This is a genomic window from Aestuariicoccus sp. MJ-SS9, assembly GCF_032586235.1.
Taxonomy (GTDB): Bacteria; Pseudomonadota; Alphaproteobacteria; order Rhodobacterales; family Rhodobacteraceae; genus Aestuariicoccus.
Window position 1 is genome coordinate 57,050 of the sequence record NZ_JAWHTD010000008.1, and the last position, 16,567, is coordinate 73,616.

General features: G+C 66.2%; 22 protein-coding genes. 15 read left to right on the plus strand and 7 right to left on the minus strand.

What is annotated here, in order from left to right:
- The first annotated feature begins 84 nt into the window (after positions 1-84).
- The 8 genes from alr to RXV88_RS08195 all read left to right on the plus strand — a co-directional run bounded on the left by alr (position 85) and on the right by RXV88_RS08195 (position 6,457).
- Positions 85-1,122, plus strand: a complete 1,038-nt coding sequence (alr, locus tag RXV88_RS08160; RefSeq protein WP_316291851.1) for an alanine racemase — start codon at positions 85-87, stop codon at positions 1,120-1,122.
- Positions 1,119-1,901: an ABC transporter permease gene (locus RXV88_RS08165; protein ID WP_316291853.1), complete on the plus strand. Its 783-nt coding sequence runs from the start codon at positions 1,119-1,121 to the stop codon at positions 1,899-1,901. The genes alr and RXV88_RS08165 overlap by 4 nt, the downstream gene beginning before the upstream one ends.
- On the plus strand, positions 1,898-2,647 hold the full coding sequence (locus RXV88_RS08170) for an ABC transporter ATP-binding protein (RefSeq protein ID WP_316291855.1): 750 nt from the start codon (positions 1,898-1,900) through the stop codon (positions 2,645-2,647). The genes RXV88_RS08165 and RXV88_RS08170 overlap by 4 nt, the downstream gene beginning before the upstream one ends.
- The gene (locus RXV88_RS08175) at positions 2,644-3,030 is read left to right on the plus strand and encodes a hypothetical protein (protein WP_316291858.1); all 387 of its coding nucleotides are present in this window, start codon (positions 2,644-2,646) and stop codon (positions 3,028-3,030) included. The genes RXV88_RS08170 and RXV88_RS08175 overlap by 4 nt, the downstream gene beginning before the upstream one ends.
- Positions 3,021-3,485 (plus strand): paraquat-inducible protein A, encoded by a 465-nt coding sequence (locus RXV88_RS08180; protein ID WP_316291859.1) that lies wholly within the window; start codon positions 3,021-3,023, stop codon positions 3,483-3,485. Before RXV88_RS08175 ends, RXV88_RS08180 begins: the two co-directional genes overlap by 10 nt.
- A gap of 107 nt (positions 3,486-3,592) precedes the next feature.
- Positions 3,593-4,429, plus strand: a complete 837-nt coding sequence (locus RXV88_RS08185; protein WP_316291860.1) for a DNA repair protein — start codon at positions 3,593-3,595, stop codon at positions 4,427-4,429.
- A gap of 56 nt (positions 4,430-4,485) precedes the next feature.
- Entirely contained in the window at positions 4,486-5,853 is a 1,368-nt protein-coding gene (gene radA, locus RXV88_RS08190) for a DNA repair protein RadA (RefSeq protein ID WP_316291862.1), read from the plus strand.
- 31 nt (positions 5,854-5,884) lie between these two features.
- Positions 5,885-6,457 carry a CvpA family protein gene (locus tag RXV88_RS08195; RefSeq protein WP_316291863.1) on the plus strand — a complete coding sequence of 191 codons (573 nt, stop codon included), beginning with the start codon at positions 5,885-5,887 and terminating at the stop codon, positions 6,455-6,457.
- A 52-nt stretch (positions 6,458-6,509) separates the two neighbouring features.
- Here RXV88_RS08195 and RXV88_RS08200 read toward each other — a convergent pair whose 3' ends face one another.
- Together RXV88_RS08200 and RXV88_RS08205 are read right to left on the minus strand one after the other, a co-directional pair.
- A complete protein-coding gene (locus RXV88_RS08200) occupies positions 6,510-7,142 on the minus strand; it encodes a hypothetical protein (RefSeq protein ID WP_316291865.1) in 633 nt (210 codons plus the stop codon).
- 5 nt (positions 7,143-7,147) lie between these two features.
- Positions 7,148-7,804, minus strand: coding sequence for a hypothetical protein (locus RXV88_RS08205; protein ID WP_316291867.1), 657 nt, complete (start codon positions 7,802-7,804; stop codon positions 7,148-7,150).
- Between RXV88_RS08205 and RXV88_RS08210 the strand changes: the two genes are divergently transcribed.
- From RXV88_RS08210 to RXV88_RS08240, 7 genes are all read left to right on the plus strand, one after another.
- Positions 7,787-8,074: a hypothetical protein gene (locus tag RXV88_RS08210; protein WP_316291869.1), complete on the plus strand. Its 288-nt coding sequence runs from the start codon at positions 7,787-7,789 to the stop codon at positions 8,072-8,074. The genes RXV88_RS08205 and RXV88_RS08210 overlap by 18 nt on opposite strands.
- Before the next feature lie 152 nt (positions 8,075-8,226).
- Positions 8,227-9,687 carry an amidophosphoribosyltransferase gene (gene purF / locus RXV88_RS08215; RefSeq protein WP_316291997.1) on the plus strand — a complete coding sequence of 487 codons (1,461 nt, stop codon included), beginning with the start codon at positions 8,227-8,229 and terminating at the stop codon, positions 9,685-9,687.
- A 110-nt stretch (positions 9,688-9,797) separates the two neighbouring features.
- Complete coding sequence (locus RXV88_RS08220) at positions 9,798-10,055, plus strand: amidophosphoribosyltransferase (RefSeq protein WP_316291871.1); 258 nt, start codon at positions 9,798-9,800, stop codon at positions 10,053-10,055.
- A gap of 45 nt (positions 10,056-10,100) precedes the next feature.
- The gene (locus tag RXV88_RS08225; protein WP_316291873.1) at positions 10,101-10,742 is read left to right on the plus strand and encodes an SDR family oxidoreductase; all 642 of its coding nucleotides are present in this window, start codon (positions 10,101-10,103) and stop codon (positions 10,740-10,742) included.
- Positions 10,743-10,883: 141 nt separating this feature from the next.
- Positions 10,884-11,669, plus strand: a complete 786-nt coding sequence (gene surE / locus RXV88_RS08230; protein ID WP_316291874.1) for a 5'/3'-nucleotidase SurE — start codon at positions 10,884-10,886, stop codon at positions 11,667-11,669.
- Positions 11,669-12,310, plus strand: a complete 642-nt coding sequence (locus RXV88_RS08235) for a protein-L-isoaspartate(D-aspartate) O-methyltransferase (protein ID WP_316291875.1) — start codon at positions 11,669-11,671, stop codon at positions 12,308-12,310. Before surE ends, RXV88_RS08235 begins: the two co-directional genes overlap by 1 nt.
- Before the next feature lie 60 nt (positions 12,311-12,370).
- Positions 12,371-13,531, plus strand: a complete 1,161-nt coding sequence (locus RXV88_RS08240) for a peptidoglycan DD-metalloendopeptidase family protein (protein WP_316291998.1) — start codon at positions 12,371-12,373, stop codon at positions 13,529-13,531.
- A 99-nt stretch (positions 13,532-13,630) separates the two neighbouring features.
- On the opposite strand, the gene RXV88_RS08245 is transcribed toward RXV88_RS08240, so the two are convergent.
- From RXV88_RS08245 to RXV88_RS08265, 5 genes are all read right to left on the minus strand, one after another.
- Positions 13,631-14,056 carry a c-type cytochrome gene (locus tag RXV88_RS08245; RefSeq protein ID WP_316291876.1) on the minus strand — a complete coding sequence of 142 codons (426 nt, stop codon included), beginning with the start codon at positions 14,054-14,056 and terminating at the stop codon, positions 13,631-13,633.
- Positions 14,057-14,142: 86 nt separating this feature from the next.
- Positions 14,143-14,970: an ATP-binding protein gene (locus tag RXV88_RS08250; protein ID WP_410468808.1), complete on the minus strand. Its 828-nt coding sequence runs from the start codon at positions 14,968-14,970 to the stop codon at positions 14,143-14,145.
- An 8-nt stretch (positions 14,971-14,978) separates the two neighbouring features.
- A complete protein-coding gene (gene tatC, locus RXV88_RS08255) occupies positions 14,979-15,866 on the minus strand; it encodes a twin-arginine translocase subunit TatC (RefSeq protein ID WP_316291879.1) in 888 nt (295 codons plus the stop codon).
- Complete coding sequence (tatB, locus tag RXV88_RS08260) at positions 15,863-16,321, minus strand: Sec-independent protein translocase protein TatB (protein WP_316291880.1); 459 nt, start codon at positions 16,319-16,321, stop codon at positions 15,863-15,865. The genes tatC and tatB overlap by 4 nt, the downstream gene beginning before the upstream one ends.
- Before the next feature lie 7 nt (positions 16,322-16,328).
- Positions 16,329-16,562, minus strand: a complete 234-nt coding sequence (locus tag RXV88_RS08265; protein ID WP_316291882.1) for a twin-arginine translocase TatA/TatE family subunit — start codon at positions 16,560-16,562, stop codon at positions 16,329-16,331.
- Between the last annotated feature and the right edge of the window lie 5 nt (positions 16,563-16,567).

A 16,567-nucleotide genomic window follows, 5' to 3' on the forward strand; every position in this document is an offset into this window, starting at 1 on the left:
CAACGCCCCGCTCAACCGCTCATCCGGGGCGCGCGCGCTTTTTCGTCTTGACCCTGCGGGCCATCGGGTGAAACACCCCTGCCCATGGCACAAGCGACCCTGACAATCGACCTCGACGCGATCCGCGCGAACTGGCGCGCGCTGGACCGCAAGACCGACGCGGAAACCGCGGCCGTGGTCAAGGCCGACGCCTATGGTCTCGGCGTGGGGCCGGTGGCGACGGCGCTGGCCAAGGAAGGCGCGCGGCGGTTCTTCGTGGCGTTGGCCGAAGAAGGCGCGGAACTGCGCCGGATCCTTGGCCCCGGCCCCGAGATCTGCGTCTTTTCGGGCCATATGGAGGGCGACGCCGATCTGATCGCCGGGGCGAACCTGGTGCCGATGCTCAATTCCATCGACCAGATGCTGCGCCATGTGGAAAGCCTGCCGGGCCATGGCTTTGGCATCCAGCTCGACACTGGGATGAACCGGCTGGGGATGGAGCTCGCGGAATGGAGCGCGCTGCGCGACATCGCGCTGGCGCAGAACCCCGCTTTGGTGATGAGCCACCTGGCCTGCGCGGACGAGGCCGCTCATCCGATGAACACCCGCCAGAACGACAATTTCCGCGCGATGACCGATGGCATCGACGCGCCCCGCTCGCTGTCAGCAACCGGGGGCGTGCTGATGGACGAAAGCTTTCACTTCGACGTCACCCGCCCGGGCATCGGGCTTTACGGCGGGCTGCCCTACGTCGACGCGGTGCCCGTGGTCACGCTGGACATCCCCGTGATTCAGATCCGCGAGGTCGCGGTGGGCGAGACCATCGGCTACGGCAACACTTTCGTGGCCGAGGAAAACATCCACGTCGCCACCATCGCGGCCGGATACGCCGACGGCATCATCCGCGCGATGGGGCCCAAGGCCTCGGTCTGGGCGGGCGAGACGCGGTGCAAGATCCTGGGCCGGATTTCCATGGACCTGATCGGGATCGACGTCAGCAATGCCAAGGCCCCGCCCGTCAGCGTCGAACTGCTGGGCCGGCATCAATCCATCGACACCGTCGCCGAGGCCGCCGGCACCATCGGGTATGAGATCCTGACATCGCTGGGCGCGCGCTACAACCGGCGCTATACCGGCGCATGAACGTCGCGGCCCCTCTTGCCGCGCTGGGGGCGCTTACCCTGGCGTTCCTGGCCGCGGTCGGGCGTGTGTCGCTCTTTGCCGTCGACGCGATCACCCATATCCTGCGCCCGCCCTTCTACGGCCGCGAATTCGCCAATGCGCTGCTGAACATCGGCTGGCTGTCGCTGCCGGTGGTGGGGCTGACCGCGATCTTCACCGGCGGCGCGCTGGCGCTGCAGATCTACGCCGGCGGCGCACGTTTCAACGCCGAGGCGGTGGTGCCGCAGATCGTCGCCATCGGCATGGTGCGCGAACTGGGGCCGGTGCTGGTCGGGCTGATGATCGCGGCGCGCGTGACCTCGTCCATCGCCGCCGAGATCGCCACGATGAAGGTGACCGAGCAGATCGACGCGCTGGTGACGCTGTCCACCCATCCGATGAAGTACCTCACCGCGCCGCGCCTGCTGGCCGCATTGATCGTGGTGCCGATGCTGGTCGCCGTGGGCGATGTGATCGGCATCGCGGGGGGCTATTTCGTGGCCACGGGATCGCTGGGGTTCAACGCCGCCGCCTACATCAAGAACACGGCGGACTTCCTTGAATTCCTTGATATTCTCTCGTCCTTGATCAAGGGCGCCGCATTCGGCGGGATCGCCGCGCTGATGGGCTGCTACTACGGCATGCACTCGGGCCGCGGCGCACAGGGCGTTGGCCGCGCGACCAAAGGCTCGGTCGAGGCGGCGGCGGTGCTGATCCTGGCGGCGAACTTCGTTCTGACAGGGGTGTTCTTTTCGGTATGATCGAGCTGCGGGACGTCAAGAAATCCTTCGATTCCAACCATGTGCTGCAGGGTGTTAATCTTGATATCGCGCGTGGCACCTCGATGGTGATCATCGGCGGGTCGGGCACCGGCAAGTCGGTGGCGCTGAAATGCGTGCTGGGGCTGGTCCGGCCCGACAGCGGCACCATCCGGGTCGACGGGCAGGACGCCACCCATCCGCGCGACCGCGACGCCTTTCTGGCGCGCTTCGGGATGCTGTTTCAGGGCGGCGCTTTGTTCGATTCGCTGCCTGTGTGGCAGAACGTCTCGTTCCGCCTTCTGCGCGGCTCGCTCAAGCGCCCGCGCGACGAGGCCCGCGCCATCGCGGTGGAAAAGCTGCGCCGGGTCGGGCTGAAACCCGAGGTGGCCGACAAGCTCCCCGCTGAGCTGTCGGGCGGCATGCAGAAACGCGTCGGCCTCGCCCGCGCCATCGCCGCCGAGCCCGAGATCATCTTTTTCGACGAACCGACAACCGGGCTCGACCCGATCATGGCGGGCGTCATCAACGATCTGATCCGCGAAATCGTGGTCGAGATGGGGGCCACGGCCATGACCATCACCCACGACATGAGCAGCGTGCGCGCCATCGCCGACAACGTGGCGATGCTGCACGACGGGGTGATCAAGTGGACCGGGCCCGTGGCCGAGATGGACGACAGCGGCGATCCTTATCTCGACCAATTCATCCACGGCCGCGCCAACGGCCCGATCGAGGCGGTGCGATGAGCTTTCTCGAACCGAGCCCCGTTTTCCTCGCGTTCATCTTTGCCAAGAATTTCGTCTATCCCGAACTGCTGGCCTTGTTGGCGCTGGCGCGCGTCATCGGCGCGTCCGGGCCGTCGCGCTGGCTGGCGGCGCTGGCGCTGGCCGCCGCGCTGGCCGGGGTCGCGACGATCCTTGCCCCCGCTTTGGGGATGACCGGCCTGCCCGTCTATCCCCGCGCAGCACGGGTCATGGCCTTGGGGACGGGCATGATGGCGTTGCTGGCGATGACTGCCATCCTCGCGCTGTCGGCCGTCGTGCCCGGCGCGCGCTGGCGCTGGATCGACGCGGTGCACGGGCTGGCGCTGGCCGGGCTGCTGGGGCTTTGGGTGGCGACATGGCTCTGACGCTGCGCTGGCTGAACCTGTCGCTGCTGGTGCTCTATCCGGTTGCGTGGTTCGCGCCGCTGCTGCGCGCCGGGCTGCTGCCACTTTTCGGGCTGAGCGAGATCAGCGTGATCAGCGGGCTGCAGGCGCTCTGGTCGAGCGACGTGGTGCTGGCGCTGCTGGTGACGGTTTTTGCGCTCTTTGCGCCTTATCTCAAGACAATCGGGCTGGCGCTTTATCACTTCGGCCTGCTGGATGCCCGCGCCCTGCCCGCGCTGACCGTTCTGGGCAAGCTGGCGATGGCCGATATCTTTCTGATCGCGCTTTACATCACCATCGTGAAGGGCATCGGTGTCGGCCGGATCGAGGTCGCCTGGGGGCTTTACCTTTTCACCGGCTGCATCCTGGCGTCGCTGCTGATCGGGCTTCGCCCCGGGATTGATGCCAATCAGGAAACAATGCCGCCGCATGCATGAAATTGTTTCCGCCCCCGCCAAATAGTTAATTTTTGATTAGGTAAGGTCGTGGGATCGGCGTAATCTTGCCGATGGATTTCAAGTGTCGATTATTCGGGGGAAAATTCATGTTCTCCACGTTTCGGTCAGCGGCTGCGCTGATGCAGATGATCCTTCAGCAGGTGGCCATCGCGGCCGTCGCCCTGAGCGCACTCGCGCTGACCGGCTATGCGCTGGCCTGTGCGGCGGGCGAAGCGGACTGGCTGGTTCTGCCGCTGCAATTCGGCGACATCGTGGTCCCGCAGGCGGGGATCGCGGTGCAGCTCGGGATCACCGGGCTTTTTGTGTTGTTGTGCTTTTTCCTGCCGATGAACGCGCGGGTCATGGCGCTGGAAAATTCGCACCGGCGCTTTCACATCGGCATGCAGGACGTCGCCCGCGCCTATGCGGCGGCCCATGCGGCGGATCGTGAAGGCGTGTTCTCCATGTCCTCGGAATTCGATTCGATACGCGAGCGCATCGCGTTTCTGCGCGATCACCCCGACCTGACGGAGCTCGAGACGCCGATCCTCGAAGTGGCCGCGCAGATGAGCCACATCAGCCGCGAGCTGGCGCAGGTCTATTCCGACCGCAACGTCGCGCGCGCCCGCGATTTCCTGATCGCCCGCCAGCAGGAGATCGAGGATTTCAACGCAAGGCTCGACAACGCCAAGGGGGTTCTGTCCGAGATGCGGCCCTGGCTCGACCGGATCGAGATCGACGAACAGGTGGCGCGGGCCCAGCTCGACCGGCTTTGCGACGCATTGGCCGAGGTGCTGCCCGAGATCCTGCCGGATGAAGCCGAACCGCCGGAGCGCGCCGCCGAACCCGCCGCCGCGCCGCATTATGGCCCCGAAGAGCTGGACGACATCGCCGAGAACGATCCGCAGATCGTCAAGCTGCTGGCCCGCCGCGCCGCCGAGTGACCCATCACCGCTAAGCGCGCTTGCGGGGCGCGCGCGGATGCGCCAAAAGCGGCGGCATGGCCAAAGCCTCTGCCTCTTTCGTCTGCCAGTCCTGCGGCGCCACCACCAGCAAGTGGTCGGGCCGCTGCGAGGCCTGTGGCGAGTGGAATTCCATCGTCGAGGAAAAACCCCTGTCGGCGGGCCCGGCGAAGAAATCCCTGGGGGCGGCGCGCGGGCGCAGCGTCGCGCTGAGCGATCTTTCCAGCACCGAGGCCCCCCCGCCGCGCACCGCCAGCGCGCTGAGCGAGCTTGACCGCGTACTGGGTGGCGGGCTGGTGCCCGGTTCGGCGGTGCTGGTGGGCGGCGATCCGGGGATCGGCAAGTCGACGCTGCTTTTGCAGGCCGCGGCGCATTTCGCGCAGGCCGGGCTGGGTACGATCTATGTCAGCGGCGAAGAGGCCAGCGCGCAGGTGCGGATGCGCGCGCAGCGGCTGGGGCTGGATCAGGCCCCTGTGCGGCTGGCGGCCGAGACCAACCTGCGCAACATCCTGACCACGCTGGAACAGGAAAAGCCGAAGCTGGCGATCATCGATTCGATCCAGACCATGTGGGCCGACAATGTCGACAGCGCGCCCGGCTCGGTCAGCCAGGTCCGCGCCGCCGCGCATGAACTGACGAGCTTTGCCAAGCGCCACGGCACGGCGGTGATCATGGTCGGCCATGTCACCAAGGACGGCCAGATCGCGGGCCCCCGCGTGGTCGAACACATGGTCGACACGGTGCTCTATTTCGAAGGCGAGCGCGGGCACCAGTTCCGGATCTTGCGCGCGGTCAAGAACCGCTTTGGCCCCGCCGACGAAATCGGCGTCTTCGAGATGACCGGCGCCGGGCTGGCCGAGGTCTTGAATCCGTCGGCGCTGTTCCTCAGCGAACGCGGCCAGCCCAGCCCCGGCTCGGTGGTCTTCAGCGGGATCGAGGGCACGCGGCCGTTGCTGGTGGAATTCCAGGCGCTGGTCGCCCCCACCCCGCACGCCCAGCCGCGCCGCTCGGTCGTGGGCTGGGACGGCAGCCGCCTTGCCATGATCCTGGCGGTGCTCGAGGCGCGCTGCGGCATCCCCTTTGCGGGGCTCGACGTCTATCTGAATGTCGCGGGCGGCATGAAGGTCAGCGAACCGGCGGCGGATCTGGCTGTGGCTGCGGCGCTACTTTCGGCGCGCGAAGACGCGGCGCTGCCGCCCGAGACTGTCGTTTTCGGCGAAATCAGCCTATCAGGTGCCCTGCGCCCGGTGGCGCAGGCCGAAAACAGGTTGAAAGAGGCGCGCAAACTTGGTTTCTCGTCGGCGATCCTGCCGTCGGGCGGAAAGGCCGCCGCCGCCAGTGGCATGACGCTCACACAGATGGCCGACCTGACCGCGTTCGTGGGCGATGTGTTCGGCGCGGGATAACGCGGTTAAAAGAGCAAAGGGCAGAGACCGGATGGAAGGTTTTACCGTAATTGATGGCGTCGTCGCCATTGTCATCGTCCTGTCGGCGTTGCTGGCGTATTCCCGCGGACTGGTGCGCGAGACCATGGCCATCGCCGGCTGGATCGCCGCCGCCCTTCTGGCCTTTATCTTCGCCCCGCAGGTGCAGCCGCTGGTCAAGGAGGTGCCGGTGATCGGCGAATTCCTGTCCGACAGCTGCGAGCTGAGCATCATCGCCGCCTTCGCCGCCGTCTTTGCGGTGGCTCTGGTGGTGGTGTCCTTCTTCACGCCGCTCTTTTCGTCGCTGGTGCAGCGTTCGGCACTTGGCGGGCTGGACCAGGGGCTGGGCTTTCTCTTCGGCGTCGCGCGCGGGGTGCTGTTGGTGGCGGTCGCGTTCTTCGTCTACGAGACGGTGATTACGACGCAGGACATCGCGATGGTCGACGACAGCCGCTCGGCGGCGGTCTTCACCCGCCTGACCGAGCGCATCGAAGAGCAGAACCCCGAACAGGCCCTGGGCTGGATCACGACGCAATACGAGGAACTGGTCGGCGTCTGCGACGCACCGGGGCCGAACGACGCCTGAGCCGGGCGCCCCGCCGGCTTCGGCGGAGCCCGCCCGCCCTACCGGCCGGGCATCAATTTCGGGCGGTCACCATATCCAGAAATATCTTCTGCCGAATAGCGTTGTAGCCGGCGGTCCTGAGGTCTGACCCGTTGGCCTTGCCATCATCGCCCGGCGGGGTCCATGACGGATCGGCGACGTCCGTGATTTGGCCGGCGTAGAACCCCGCGCAATGCCAGCCATGCACATCCACTGCGCGGCGAAATGCGACCTTGTCTGCCAGCACCAAGGCATTCGCAAAAAGTGCATCACAGGCCGCGACACGGCTTGCGGTGATCTCTGTGGGGCTGCGGCGCGCGGCCCCCGCCGCATAGCCAAAGCTGAGCGACAAAGCGAAGGCCGCCGCCGCGAACCCGGCCCGTGCACCGGCACCGGTGTCTTTTTCGACCCCGAACACATAGGCCGCAACGCTGCCCACAAGCGCCAGCGCCGCCGGTATGATTTCGCCCACCGCGCCGTCGCGGCTGAGACCGCCGGTGATCCCGGCGGCGGCCCCGATTATCGAGAGGCCAAAGAGCGCCGGCAGCGCCCGGTTGCGCGTATAATCGTCCAGTGCCGCCGCTGCCACAAAGGCGCATATTCCAAAGGAAATGCCGGCGCTGGTCGCCAACACCACCACTTCCTTGATCACATCATCAAACCACATTGCCGTCAATTCCCGGACATCATGGTCGAAAGGTCACGCGAATAGACCGTGAGATTTGGAATGTGCAGAACTCCGCTTCCGTGTTCCGGCGATACCCCCATATGCTCGCCCTGCATGGCGATCCCGCCAAGGGTATATCCAATCCGGTCCGAAAACCGGTCCGTGCCCAGCACCGCCGCGTCATTATCTATGAAATAGTCTACGCTGTAAGGCTCTTTAGACTTGTAGTTCACCCATTTCTGCGCCGCCTCGAAAGCCTTCATGACGTCGCTGGGCTGATACTCGATGTCCGGTGACAGGATGACCGACAAGACCATCGGATCGACCCGCAGCGGGTCGCCCGTCCAGGCGGTGCCGATCTGACCGCCGAAATGGTCAAGCAGTTGATCCCGCAAGGGATCCGGGCCGGCCCAGATGGGTCTATCCAGTTCCATCCGATCCGGATCCCCGCTCTGGCCGATGGGCATCGCATACCAGTTGGCGCAGCTCGTGCCAGAACCGCTATCCGCCGCGACAGCAGCGGCCAAACTATATCTGGTCTGCTTGGCGACTGCTTGGTCTTCCGATGCAGCATCTTCTTCGTCGTCCGATGCGGCGTCTTCTTCGACAACCGTTGAAATGCTGCGCAGCGCCAGCGTCGGCGGATGACCCAGCGAGATCACGAAATGCCTTTTGTCGTCGGGGCCACTTTGGACGGGCTTGCCGGTCGTTTCGAAATGATCTTAATGGGCCAGGCACTGGATCAGTCTTTTGCGGACTTCGCTTTCCTGGGCTTCAACCGCATGGATCAAGGCGGTCATCCAATCCTGGCACCCGGAGGCCGCCGTAGCGGGGCCGACAAAGGGCCAGAGGAAAGCGACGCAAAAGACCCCATTAAAAATGCGTATCATAATGAACTCCTAAAATACAACCGATACGGTAGCACCGCCTGACGCCTTTTTCAACGATCCCGGAAAACGTCCCTGCTCGCGTCGCGCCGACCGGACTGGCACTGTCATCGTTTCGTGACATGCACCGCTTCAACGCTTAAGAGGGGGTAACGCCCTGCGATAAGGATTCGGAGCTGCCTTTGTCCGACGCCACCATGCCCCCCGCCCATCCCTTCGACGACGACAAACTGCGAGAAGAATGCGGCATCTTCGGGGTCGTCGGCCCCAAGGACGCCGCGAATTTCGTGGCACTCGGTCTGCACGCCCTGCAGCACCGCGGACAGGAGGCCGGCGGCATCGTCGCCCACAACCCCGGTCCCGGCTTCAACTCGGTGCACCGCTTCGGCTATGTGCGCGACAATTTCACCAACGCCAAGCTGATGGAAACCTTGCCCGGGCCGCTGGCCATCGGGCATGTGCGCTATTCCACCGCCGGTTCCAAGGGCCAGACAGCCATCCGCGACGTGCAGCCCTTCTTCGGCGAGTTCGCCATGGGCGGCGCGGCGATCGCGCATAACGGTAACATCACCAATGCCGACCAACTGCGGCGCGAGCTGATCGAACGGGGCTCGATCTTTCAGTCCTCCTCGGACAGCGAGTGCATCATCCACCTGATGGCACGCTCCATGGGCCGCACCATCCCCGACCGCATGGAAGAGGCGCTGCGCAAGGTCGAGGGCGCGTTTTCGGTCGTGGCCATGACCCGCACCAAGCTTATCGGCGTGCGCGACCCGCTGGGCGTGCGCCCGCTGGTGCTGGGCAAGCTGGCCGACGGCTGGTGCCTGAGCTCGGAGACATGCGCGCTCGACATCATCGGCGCCGAGTTCGTGCGCGAGATCGAGCCGGGCGAGATGGTCGTCGTCACCGCCGACGGCGGTGTCCAGTCGCACCGCCCCTTCCGCCCCGCGCGGGCGCGCTTCTGCATTTTCGAGCATGTCTATTTCTCGCGTCCCGACAGCATCATCGGCGGGCGCAGCGTCTATGAGACCCGCCGCCAGATCGGTGTCGAGCTGGCCCGCGAGACCCCTGTCGATGCCGATCTCGTCTGCCCCGTGCCCGACAGCGGCACCCCGGCGGCCATCGGTTTTGCCCACGAATCGGGCATTCCCTACGGCATGGGCATCATCCGCAACCAGTACATGGGCCGCACCTTCATCGAACCGACCGAGCAGATCCGCAACATGGGTGTGCGGCTCAAGCTCAACGTCAACCGCGCGCTCATCAGGGGCAAGCGTGTGATCCTGGTGGACGACAGCGTGGTGCGCGGCACCACCAGCCGCAAGATCAAGGAGATGATCCTCGACGCGGGCGCGGCCGAGGTGCATTTCCGCATCGCCTCGCCGCCCACGGCCTGGCCCTGCTTTTACGGCGTCGACACGCCGCAGCGCGAAAAGCTGCTGGCCGCCACCATGTCCGAGGACGAGATGCGCGAGCATCTGGGCGTCGATTCGCTTCGGTTCATCTCGCTCGACGGGCTTTACCGCGCCGTGGGCGAGGCGCAGGGCCGCAACAACGCGCAGCCGCAATATTGCGATGCGTGTTTCTCGGGCGAATACCCGATCGAACCGGCGGACATGATCGAAAAGGGCTTCAAGCTGAAGACAGCCGCCGAGTGACGCGGGCCTGATCGGCGATTCCCTGCCAACGCGCCGGTTCCGCCCGGCCCGCCCCTTTCGCTTTGCCGCGGCGCAGCATATCTGCGCCGCTCAGTCAAACGAGAGACCTCATGGCAAACGAGAATACCCCCGAAAACGTCGCCGCCACGGCGACAGTGACAGCCGATCTGCCGAACCGCGGCCCGGTCCTGCTGGGCACCTTCGGCACCTCCGATGCGCCCGAGGCGCTGGTGCGCCTGCCGGGCGGGCGGATCAGCACCGTCACCACCGGCGACCGGATCGGCGGCGACCGCGTGATCGCCATCGAAGACGGCCGCCTTGCGATCGACGACCGGGGCCGCGCGCGCTGGCTCGACGTGCCCGGCTAAGCCCGGCGGCTTGACCTTTCCGCCGCTTGGCCCCAAGACGCGCCCATGACACAGCCTCTTGCCATCATCACCGGCGCGTCGCGCGGTCTGGGCTTTGCCCTGGCCGAGGCGCTGTCGGACACCCACCACATCGTCGCCGTCGCCCGCACCGTGGGCGGGCTCGAGGATCTGGACGACCGCATCCAGGCCCGGGGCGGCGCGGCCACGCTGGCGCCGATGGACATCACCAAACCCGACGCCATGGCGCAGCTCTGCCGGTCGGTTTATGACCGCTGGGGCGGTGCCGCGCTCTGGGTGCATACGGCGATCCACGCGGCCCCCCTTACCCCGGCCAGCCATATGGACGCCAAGGACTGGCGGAAATCGCTGGACACCAACATCGCCGCCATGGGGCATCTGATCCCCTACATCGCGCCGCTGCTGAGCACCGACGGTCAGGCGGTCTTTTTTGACGATCCGCAGGGCGGGCAGAAGTTCTTTGGCCATTACGGCACCACCAAGGCCGCACAGATCGCGCTGGCGCAGAGCTGGCAGGCCGAGACGGCCAACACCGGGCCGAAGGTGCATATCCTGACGCCCAGGCCCATGGCCACCGCGACCCGCGCCCGCTTCTATCCCGGCGAGGACCGAGACAAGCTCGCCTCGCCCCGCGACGAGGCGCAGCGGCTGATCGCCGAATTCGCCTGAAACGGCAGGCGGCGCGCCGGTTTTGCGCGCCCCAAGTGACCCCGCCGCCGCAGCGCGGTGCGAACCTGTGGCCGGGGCTGCGCCGCGCTTGCCCCGCCGGGGGACATTCCCTACTAAGATTCAAACATCCAGAGGCGGATCATGCGCATTCTCATCACCAATGACGACGGTATCAACGCCCCAGGCCTGCGGGTGCTTCAGACCATCGCCGCCGACATCGCCGGCCCCGAAGGCGAGGTCTGGACCGTCGCGCCCGCCTTCGAGCAATCCGGGGTCGGCCATTGCATCAGCTACACCCATCCGATGATGATCATCCAGATGGACGACCGCACCTTCGCCGCCGAGGGCAGCCCCGCCGACTGCGTGCTGGCCGGGCTGCATGACGTGCTGAAGGACGAAAAGCCCGATCTGGTGCTTTCCGGCGTGAACCGGGGCAACAACTCGGCCGAGAACACGCTTTATTCCGGCACCATCGGCGGCGCGATGGAAGCGGCGTTGCAGGGCATCCCGGCCATCGCCCTGTCGCAATATTACGGCCCCGCCAACGTCCAGGCCGACAACCCGTTCGAGGCCTCGGCGGTGCATGGCGCCGACACCGTGCGGCGGATCCTCAGGGCTGGGCCGGCGAACAACTCGCATTACCACCTCTTTTACAACGTCAACTTTCCGCCCGTCCCGGCGGCGGACGTCAAGGGCACGCTGCTGGCCCCGCAGGGGCTGCGCCAGGGCACCGGCTTTTCGGTCGAGCCGCATATGTCGCCCTCGGGCCGGCGGTTCCTGTGGATCCGTGGCGGCGATCAGCGCGCCAGCACCGCGCCCGGATCGGACGCGCGCGTCAACCTGGACGGCTATATCAGCGTGACGCCCATGCGCGCCGACCTGACCGCGCATGATGCGCTCGATGCGATGAAAGATGCGTTCGACTGATGGACGAGGCCGAACGCCAGATGCAGTTCGTCTATGCCCTGCGCTCGCGCGGGGTGACGGACAAGGCTGTGCTGACGGCAATGGAAAAGATCGACCGCGCGCCCTTCGTGCGCGGCTATTTCACCGACCGCGCTTATGAGGACATGCCCCTGCCCATCGCCTGTGGCCAGACCATCAGCCAACCGTCGGTCGTGGGGCTGATGACCCAGGCGCTGCATGTCTCGAGCCGCGACAAGGTGCTCGAGGTGGGCACCGGGTCGGGCTATCAGGCGGCGATCCTCAGCCAGCTTGCGCGGCGGGTCTATACCGTCGACCGGCACCGGCGGCTGGTACGCGAGGCGCGAGAGGTCTTCGACCATCTCAAGATCACCAATATCACCGCCTTTACCGCCGATGGCAGCTTTGGCCTGCCCGATCAGGCCCCCTTCGACCGCATTCTTGTGACCGCCGCCGCCGAGGATCCGCCCGGCCCGCTCTTGGCCCAGCTCAAGATTGGCGGTATCATGGTCGTGCCCGTGGGCCAGTCGGACGCGGTGCAAAGCCTGATCCGTGTCACCCGGCACGAGACAGGCTACGAATACGACGAGTTGCGCCCCGTGCGCTTTGTGCCGCTGGTCGAAGGTCTGGGCAAGGACAGCTGACCGCGGATGACCGATCAACGACGCCCCGGCGATAACGGGGGCGCGCCCGAGGACATCGAGATGACCCTTCGCCTGACCTCTACCCTTCGGCTCGGCTCGGCCGCTCTGGCGCTGCTGGCGCTGGGGGCCTGTTCGCAAGAGCTGGATTTCGACCTGCGCGGCAAGATGGGCGGCCCGGTCGACACATCGGCCGCCGCCCGCGCCGCCTTGGCCGAACGGCCTGCCGCCGACGACCGCGGGATCATATCCTACCCCAATTACCAGGTGGCCATCGCCCGGCGCGGCGACACGCTGGCGGATGTGGCCAACCGCATCGGCCTGCCCGCCGCCGAACTGGCGCGCTACAACGGCATCCGGCCCGAGGACACGCTGCGCCGGGGCGAGATCATCGCGCTGCCGCGCCGCGTGGCCGAACCCTCGCCCGCGACCGGTGCGCCGGGCACCGGGCCGATCCGGCCACCGGCCTCGGTGGACATAACCACGCTGGCGGGCAACGCCATCGACAATGCCGACGCCACACCGCCGCGCGCAGCCCCCCCGGTGCAGACCGGGGTCGAGCCGGTCCGCCACCAGGTCGAGCGCGGCGAGACCGCCTTTACCATCGCGCGGCTCTACAACGTCTCGCCCCGGTCGCTGGCCGATTGGAACGCGCTCGACCGCGACTTCAGCGTGCGCGAGGGCCAGTTCCTGCTGATCCCCGTGGCCGAACCCGCGCCCGCGCCGGACCCCGAAGAGGACACGCCGCCGCCCGGCGCCGGATCGCCCACGCCCACGCCGCCCTCGGCCTCGCAACCCTTGCCGCCGGCGGCCGCCGCGCCTGCGCCCACGCCGCCCGCGCCGGACCTGGGCAACACGTCAACACGTACCGCAAGCGCGCGCATGTCCTTGCCGGTGGAAGGGCGGATCATCCGTGAATACGCCAAGGGCCGGAACGACGGGATCGACATCTCGGCCCCGTCCGGCACATCGGTCAAGGCCGCGGCCAGCGGCCAGGTGGCGGCGATCACCACCAATGACGAAAACGTCCCCATCGTGGTGATCAAGCATCCCGACGACGTGCTGACCGTCTACACCCATCTGTCGGGCCTGACCGTCAAGAAAGGCGACGCCGTCAGCCGCGGTCAGGTGATCGGCAAGGTCCGCGCGGGCGATCCGTCCTTTGTGCATTTCGAGGTGCGCGAAGGCTTCGACAGCGTCGATCCGATGGGATATCTGCCCTGATCCGGCCCTGACAAAACGTGCGAAGCCGCCTTGCAGCGGGGTGGCCAACCCGCCGCAAGACGGCCCGCGCGGCCAGAATGGCCGCGTCCCCGGCTCCCTTCACTTGAGCTGGAGAGACCCGATATACTGGGTCAGCGCGATGATCCGAGCCGATGCGATCATCTGCGCATCCTCCGGGCTTATGCCCCGGTCCTCCACCAGCGCCTCGGCCTCCAGGAAGTCGCCCCAGATCGGCATCTCCGGCCCCCCGTGGCCCGGGATCCTGTCACGCCCGTCGATCGTGGCGTAGATTCTGGCGAACGGATAAGTCCCACCGTTTTCCCGCGCCAGCGTCCTCAGGTCCCTGGGCTTGATCGCGAAAAGCTCGCCCACCGGCCCGTCCCCGGCCCCTTCCGCGCCGTGGCACACGGCGCAGCGCTGTAGAAACTCCTGTTTGCCAAGGAACGGATCCTGCGCTTTGGCCGCCGTGACGCCGCTTAGAACAATCGCCATCGACAGACCAAGAACCGCTTGGAGGGTCCGCATCGCACCCGCTCCCTTGCAAGGCTACCGATGCAAAGCCTGCCACGCCGAACCGCGAGAGCCTTGATATTTGTCAAGAAAGTGCGGGCTTACGCCAGCGCCACGCCCTGCCGGCCCGCCAGATCGGTGAAGAACTGCCAGGCCACCCGGCCAGACCGCGCGCCGCGCGTCGCCTGCCACTCGATCGCCTCGGCGCGCAGGGTGTCCTCGTCGAAGGGCACGCCGTAAGCGGCGCAATAGCCCCGGATCATCGACAGGTAATCGTCCTGCGTGCAAGGATGGAAGCCCAGCCAAAGCCCGAAACGGTCCGACAGCGACACCTTTTCCTCGACCGCCTCGGAGGGGTTGATCGCCGAGGACCGTTCGTTCTCGATCATGTCGCGGGGCATCAGGTGGCGGCGGTTGGAGGTGGCGTAGAACACCACGTTGTCCGTCCGCCCCTCGATCCCGCCGTCCAGCACCGCCTTCAGGGATTTGTAATGCTGGTCGTCATGGCTGAACGACAGGTCGTCGCAATAGAGCACGAAACGCGCCTTCGAGGCGCGCAGCAGGTTCAGCAGACGGCCCACCGACGGCAGATCCTCGCGCTGCAGCTCGACCAGCTTCAGATCGTGCCCCTCGTCGCGCACGGTGGCATGTACCGCCTTCACCAGGCTCGACTTGCCCATCCCGCGCGAGCCCCAGAGCAACGCGTTGTTCGCCGGCAGCCCGCGCGCGAACTGGCGGGTGTTCTGCAAGAGAGTGTCGCGCGTCCGCTCGATCCCGATCAGCAGCGCCAGGTCGATGCGGTTGACCTCTGCCACGGGTTCCAGCCGGTCAGGGGCCACATGCCAGACAAAGGCCTCGGCGGCATCGAATTCAGGCGCGGCCATCGGCGCGGGCGCCATACGCTCCAGCGCCTCGGCGATACGCTCCATCGGGTCGGTCACTTGCCGTCGTCCTCGTCGAATTCGCGCATCAGCGGGTCTTCTTCCTCGTCGTCGTCGAACCAGAGCCCCTGCTTTCGCAGCTCTGCCTCGCGCTTCTTTTCCACGCGGCCCACGAGGAAGATCGACACCTCGTAAAGACCGTAGACCACGACGAAAAGGATGACCTGGGTGATCACGTCGGGCGGCGTCACGAGGGCCGCCAGCACCAGGATGCCGACCACCGCGTATTTGCGCACCTCGCCCAGCCCCTTGGCCGACACCAGCCCCGCCTTGCCCATAAGGGTCAGCAGCACCGGCAGTTGAAAGCAGAGCCCGAAGGCGACGATGAACTTGACCGTCAGGTTCAGGTATTCCTGCGCCGAGCCCTGGAACACCACCGACAGGGGTGCCGCGTTCTGCCCGCCCTGCGGCAGCGCCTCGCCCTCGCCGCCGAACTGCTGAAAGCCGAGGAAGAAGTCATAGGCCAGCGGCGTGACCACGTAAAAGGCAAAGGACGCGCCCAGCAGGAACATAAAGGGCGACGCGATCAGGAACGGCAGGAACGCGCCTTTCTCGGACTTGTAGAGTCCCGGCGCAACAAAGCGCCACAACTGATTGGCGATGAACGGAAAAGACAGGATGAACCCGCCCAGAAGCGACACTTTGATGGCGACGAAGAAGCCCTCTTGCGGGCTGATGAAGATCAGGTCGCAATCCTGCCCGCGCTGAGCCAGAACCTGGCAGAGCGGCGCTGTGAGGAAGTTGAAGATCGGGGTCGCCACGGTGAAACAGATCACCATGCCGATCAGGAAATAGACCACACAGCGAATGAGCCGTGTGCGCAGCTCGGCCAGATGCTCGATCAGCGGCGCGGCGCTGTCTTCGATCTCGTCACCCACACTCATGCATCATCCTTGGGCTTGCCGTCGGTCTCGGCCTTCAGATCGGCCTCGATCTGATCGGCCTTTTTCAGCGCCTCTTCCGCCTCGCGCTGCTTGCGCTCCGCAGCCTTGCGGGCGCTTGCGGCCTCGATCTTCTTGCGCGCGGCCTCACGCTCGGCCGACAATTTGCCGATCTCGCTGTCGGGGTCGAGATTGGTCATCGACTTGGCCGCACCCTTGACCCCGTCCATGGCCGACCCCACGGGGTTGGTCGCCGATTTGAACGTCTTGGCCACGTCACGGACGCCGGATTCGTCGGCGGCGTCGTTCATCGCGCGGCTGAATTCGCGGGCCATGCCGCGTGCCTTGCCCATGAACCGGCCCACGCTGCGGAACAGCATCGGCAGATCCTTGGGCCCGACCACGATCAGGGCCACGATCCCGATGACCAGAAGCTCGGTCCAGCCAAGATCGAACATGCTGCGCTCAGGCCTTGGTCTTGTCGTTGGTCTCGGATTCGTTCGCGGGGGTCACGTCCTTGGCGTCGACCGCCTTGGCTTCGTCCTCCGCTTCCTGGCCGCCCTCGCTCACGCCCTTCTTGAACGCGGTGATGCCTTTGCCCACCTCGCCCATCAGCGACGAGATCTTGCCACGGCCAAACAGCACCAGCACGACAACGGCGATCAGCAGAAGGCCCGGAAGGCCGATATTGTTGAGCATGTGTC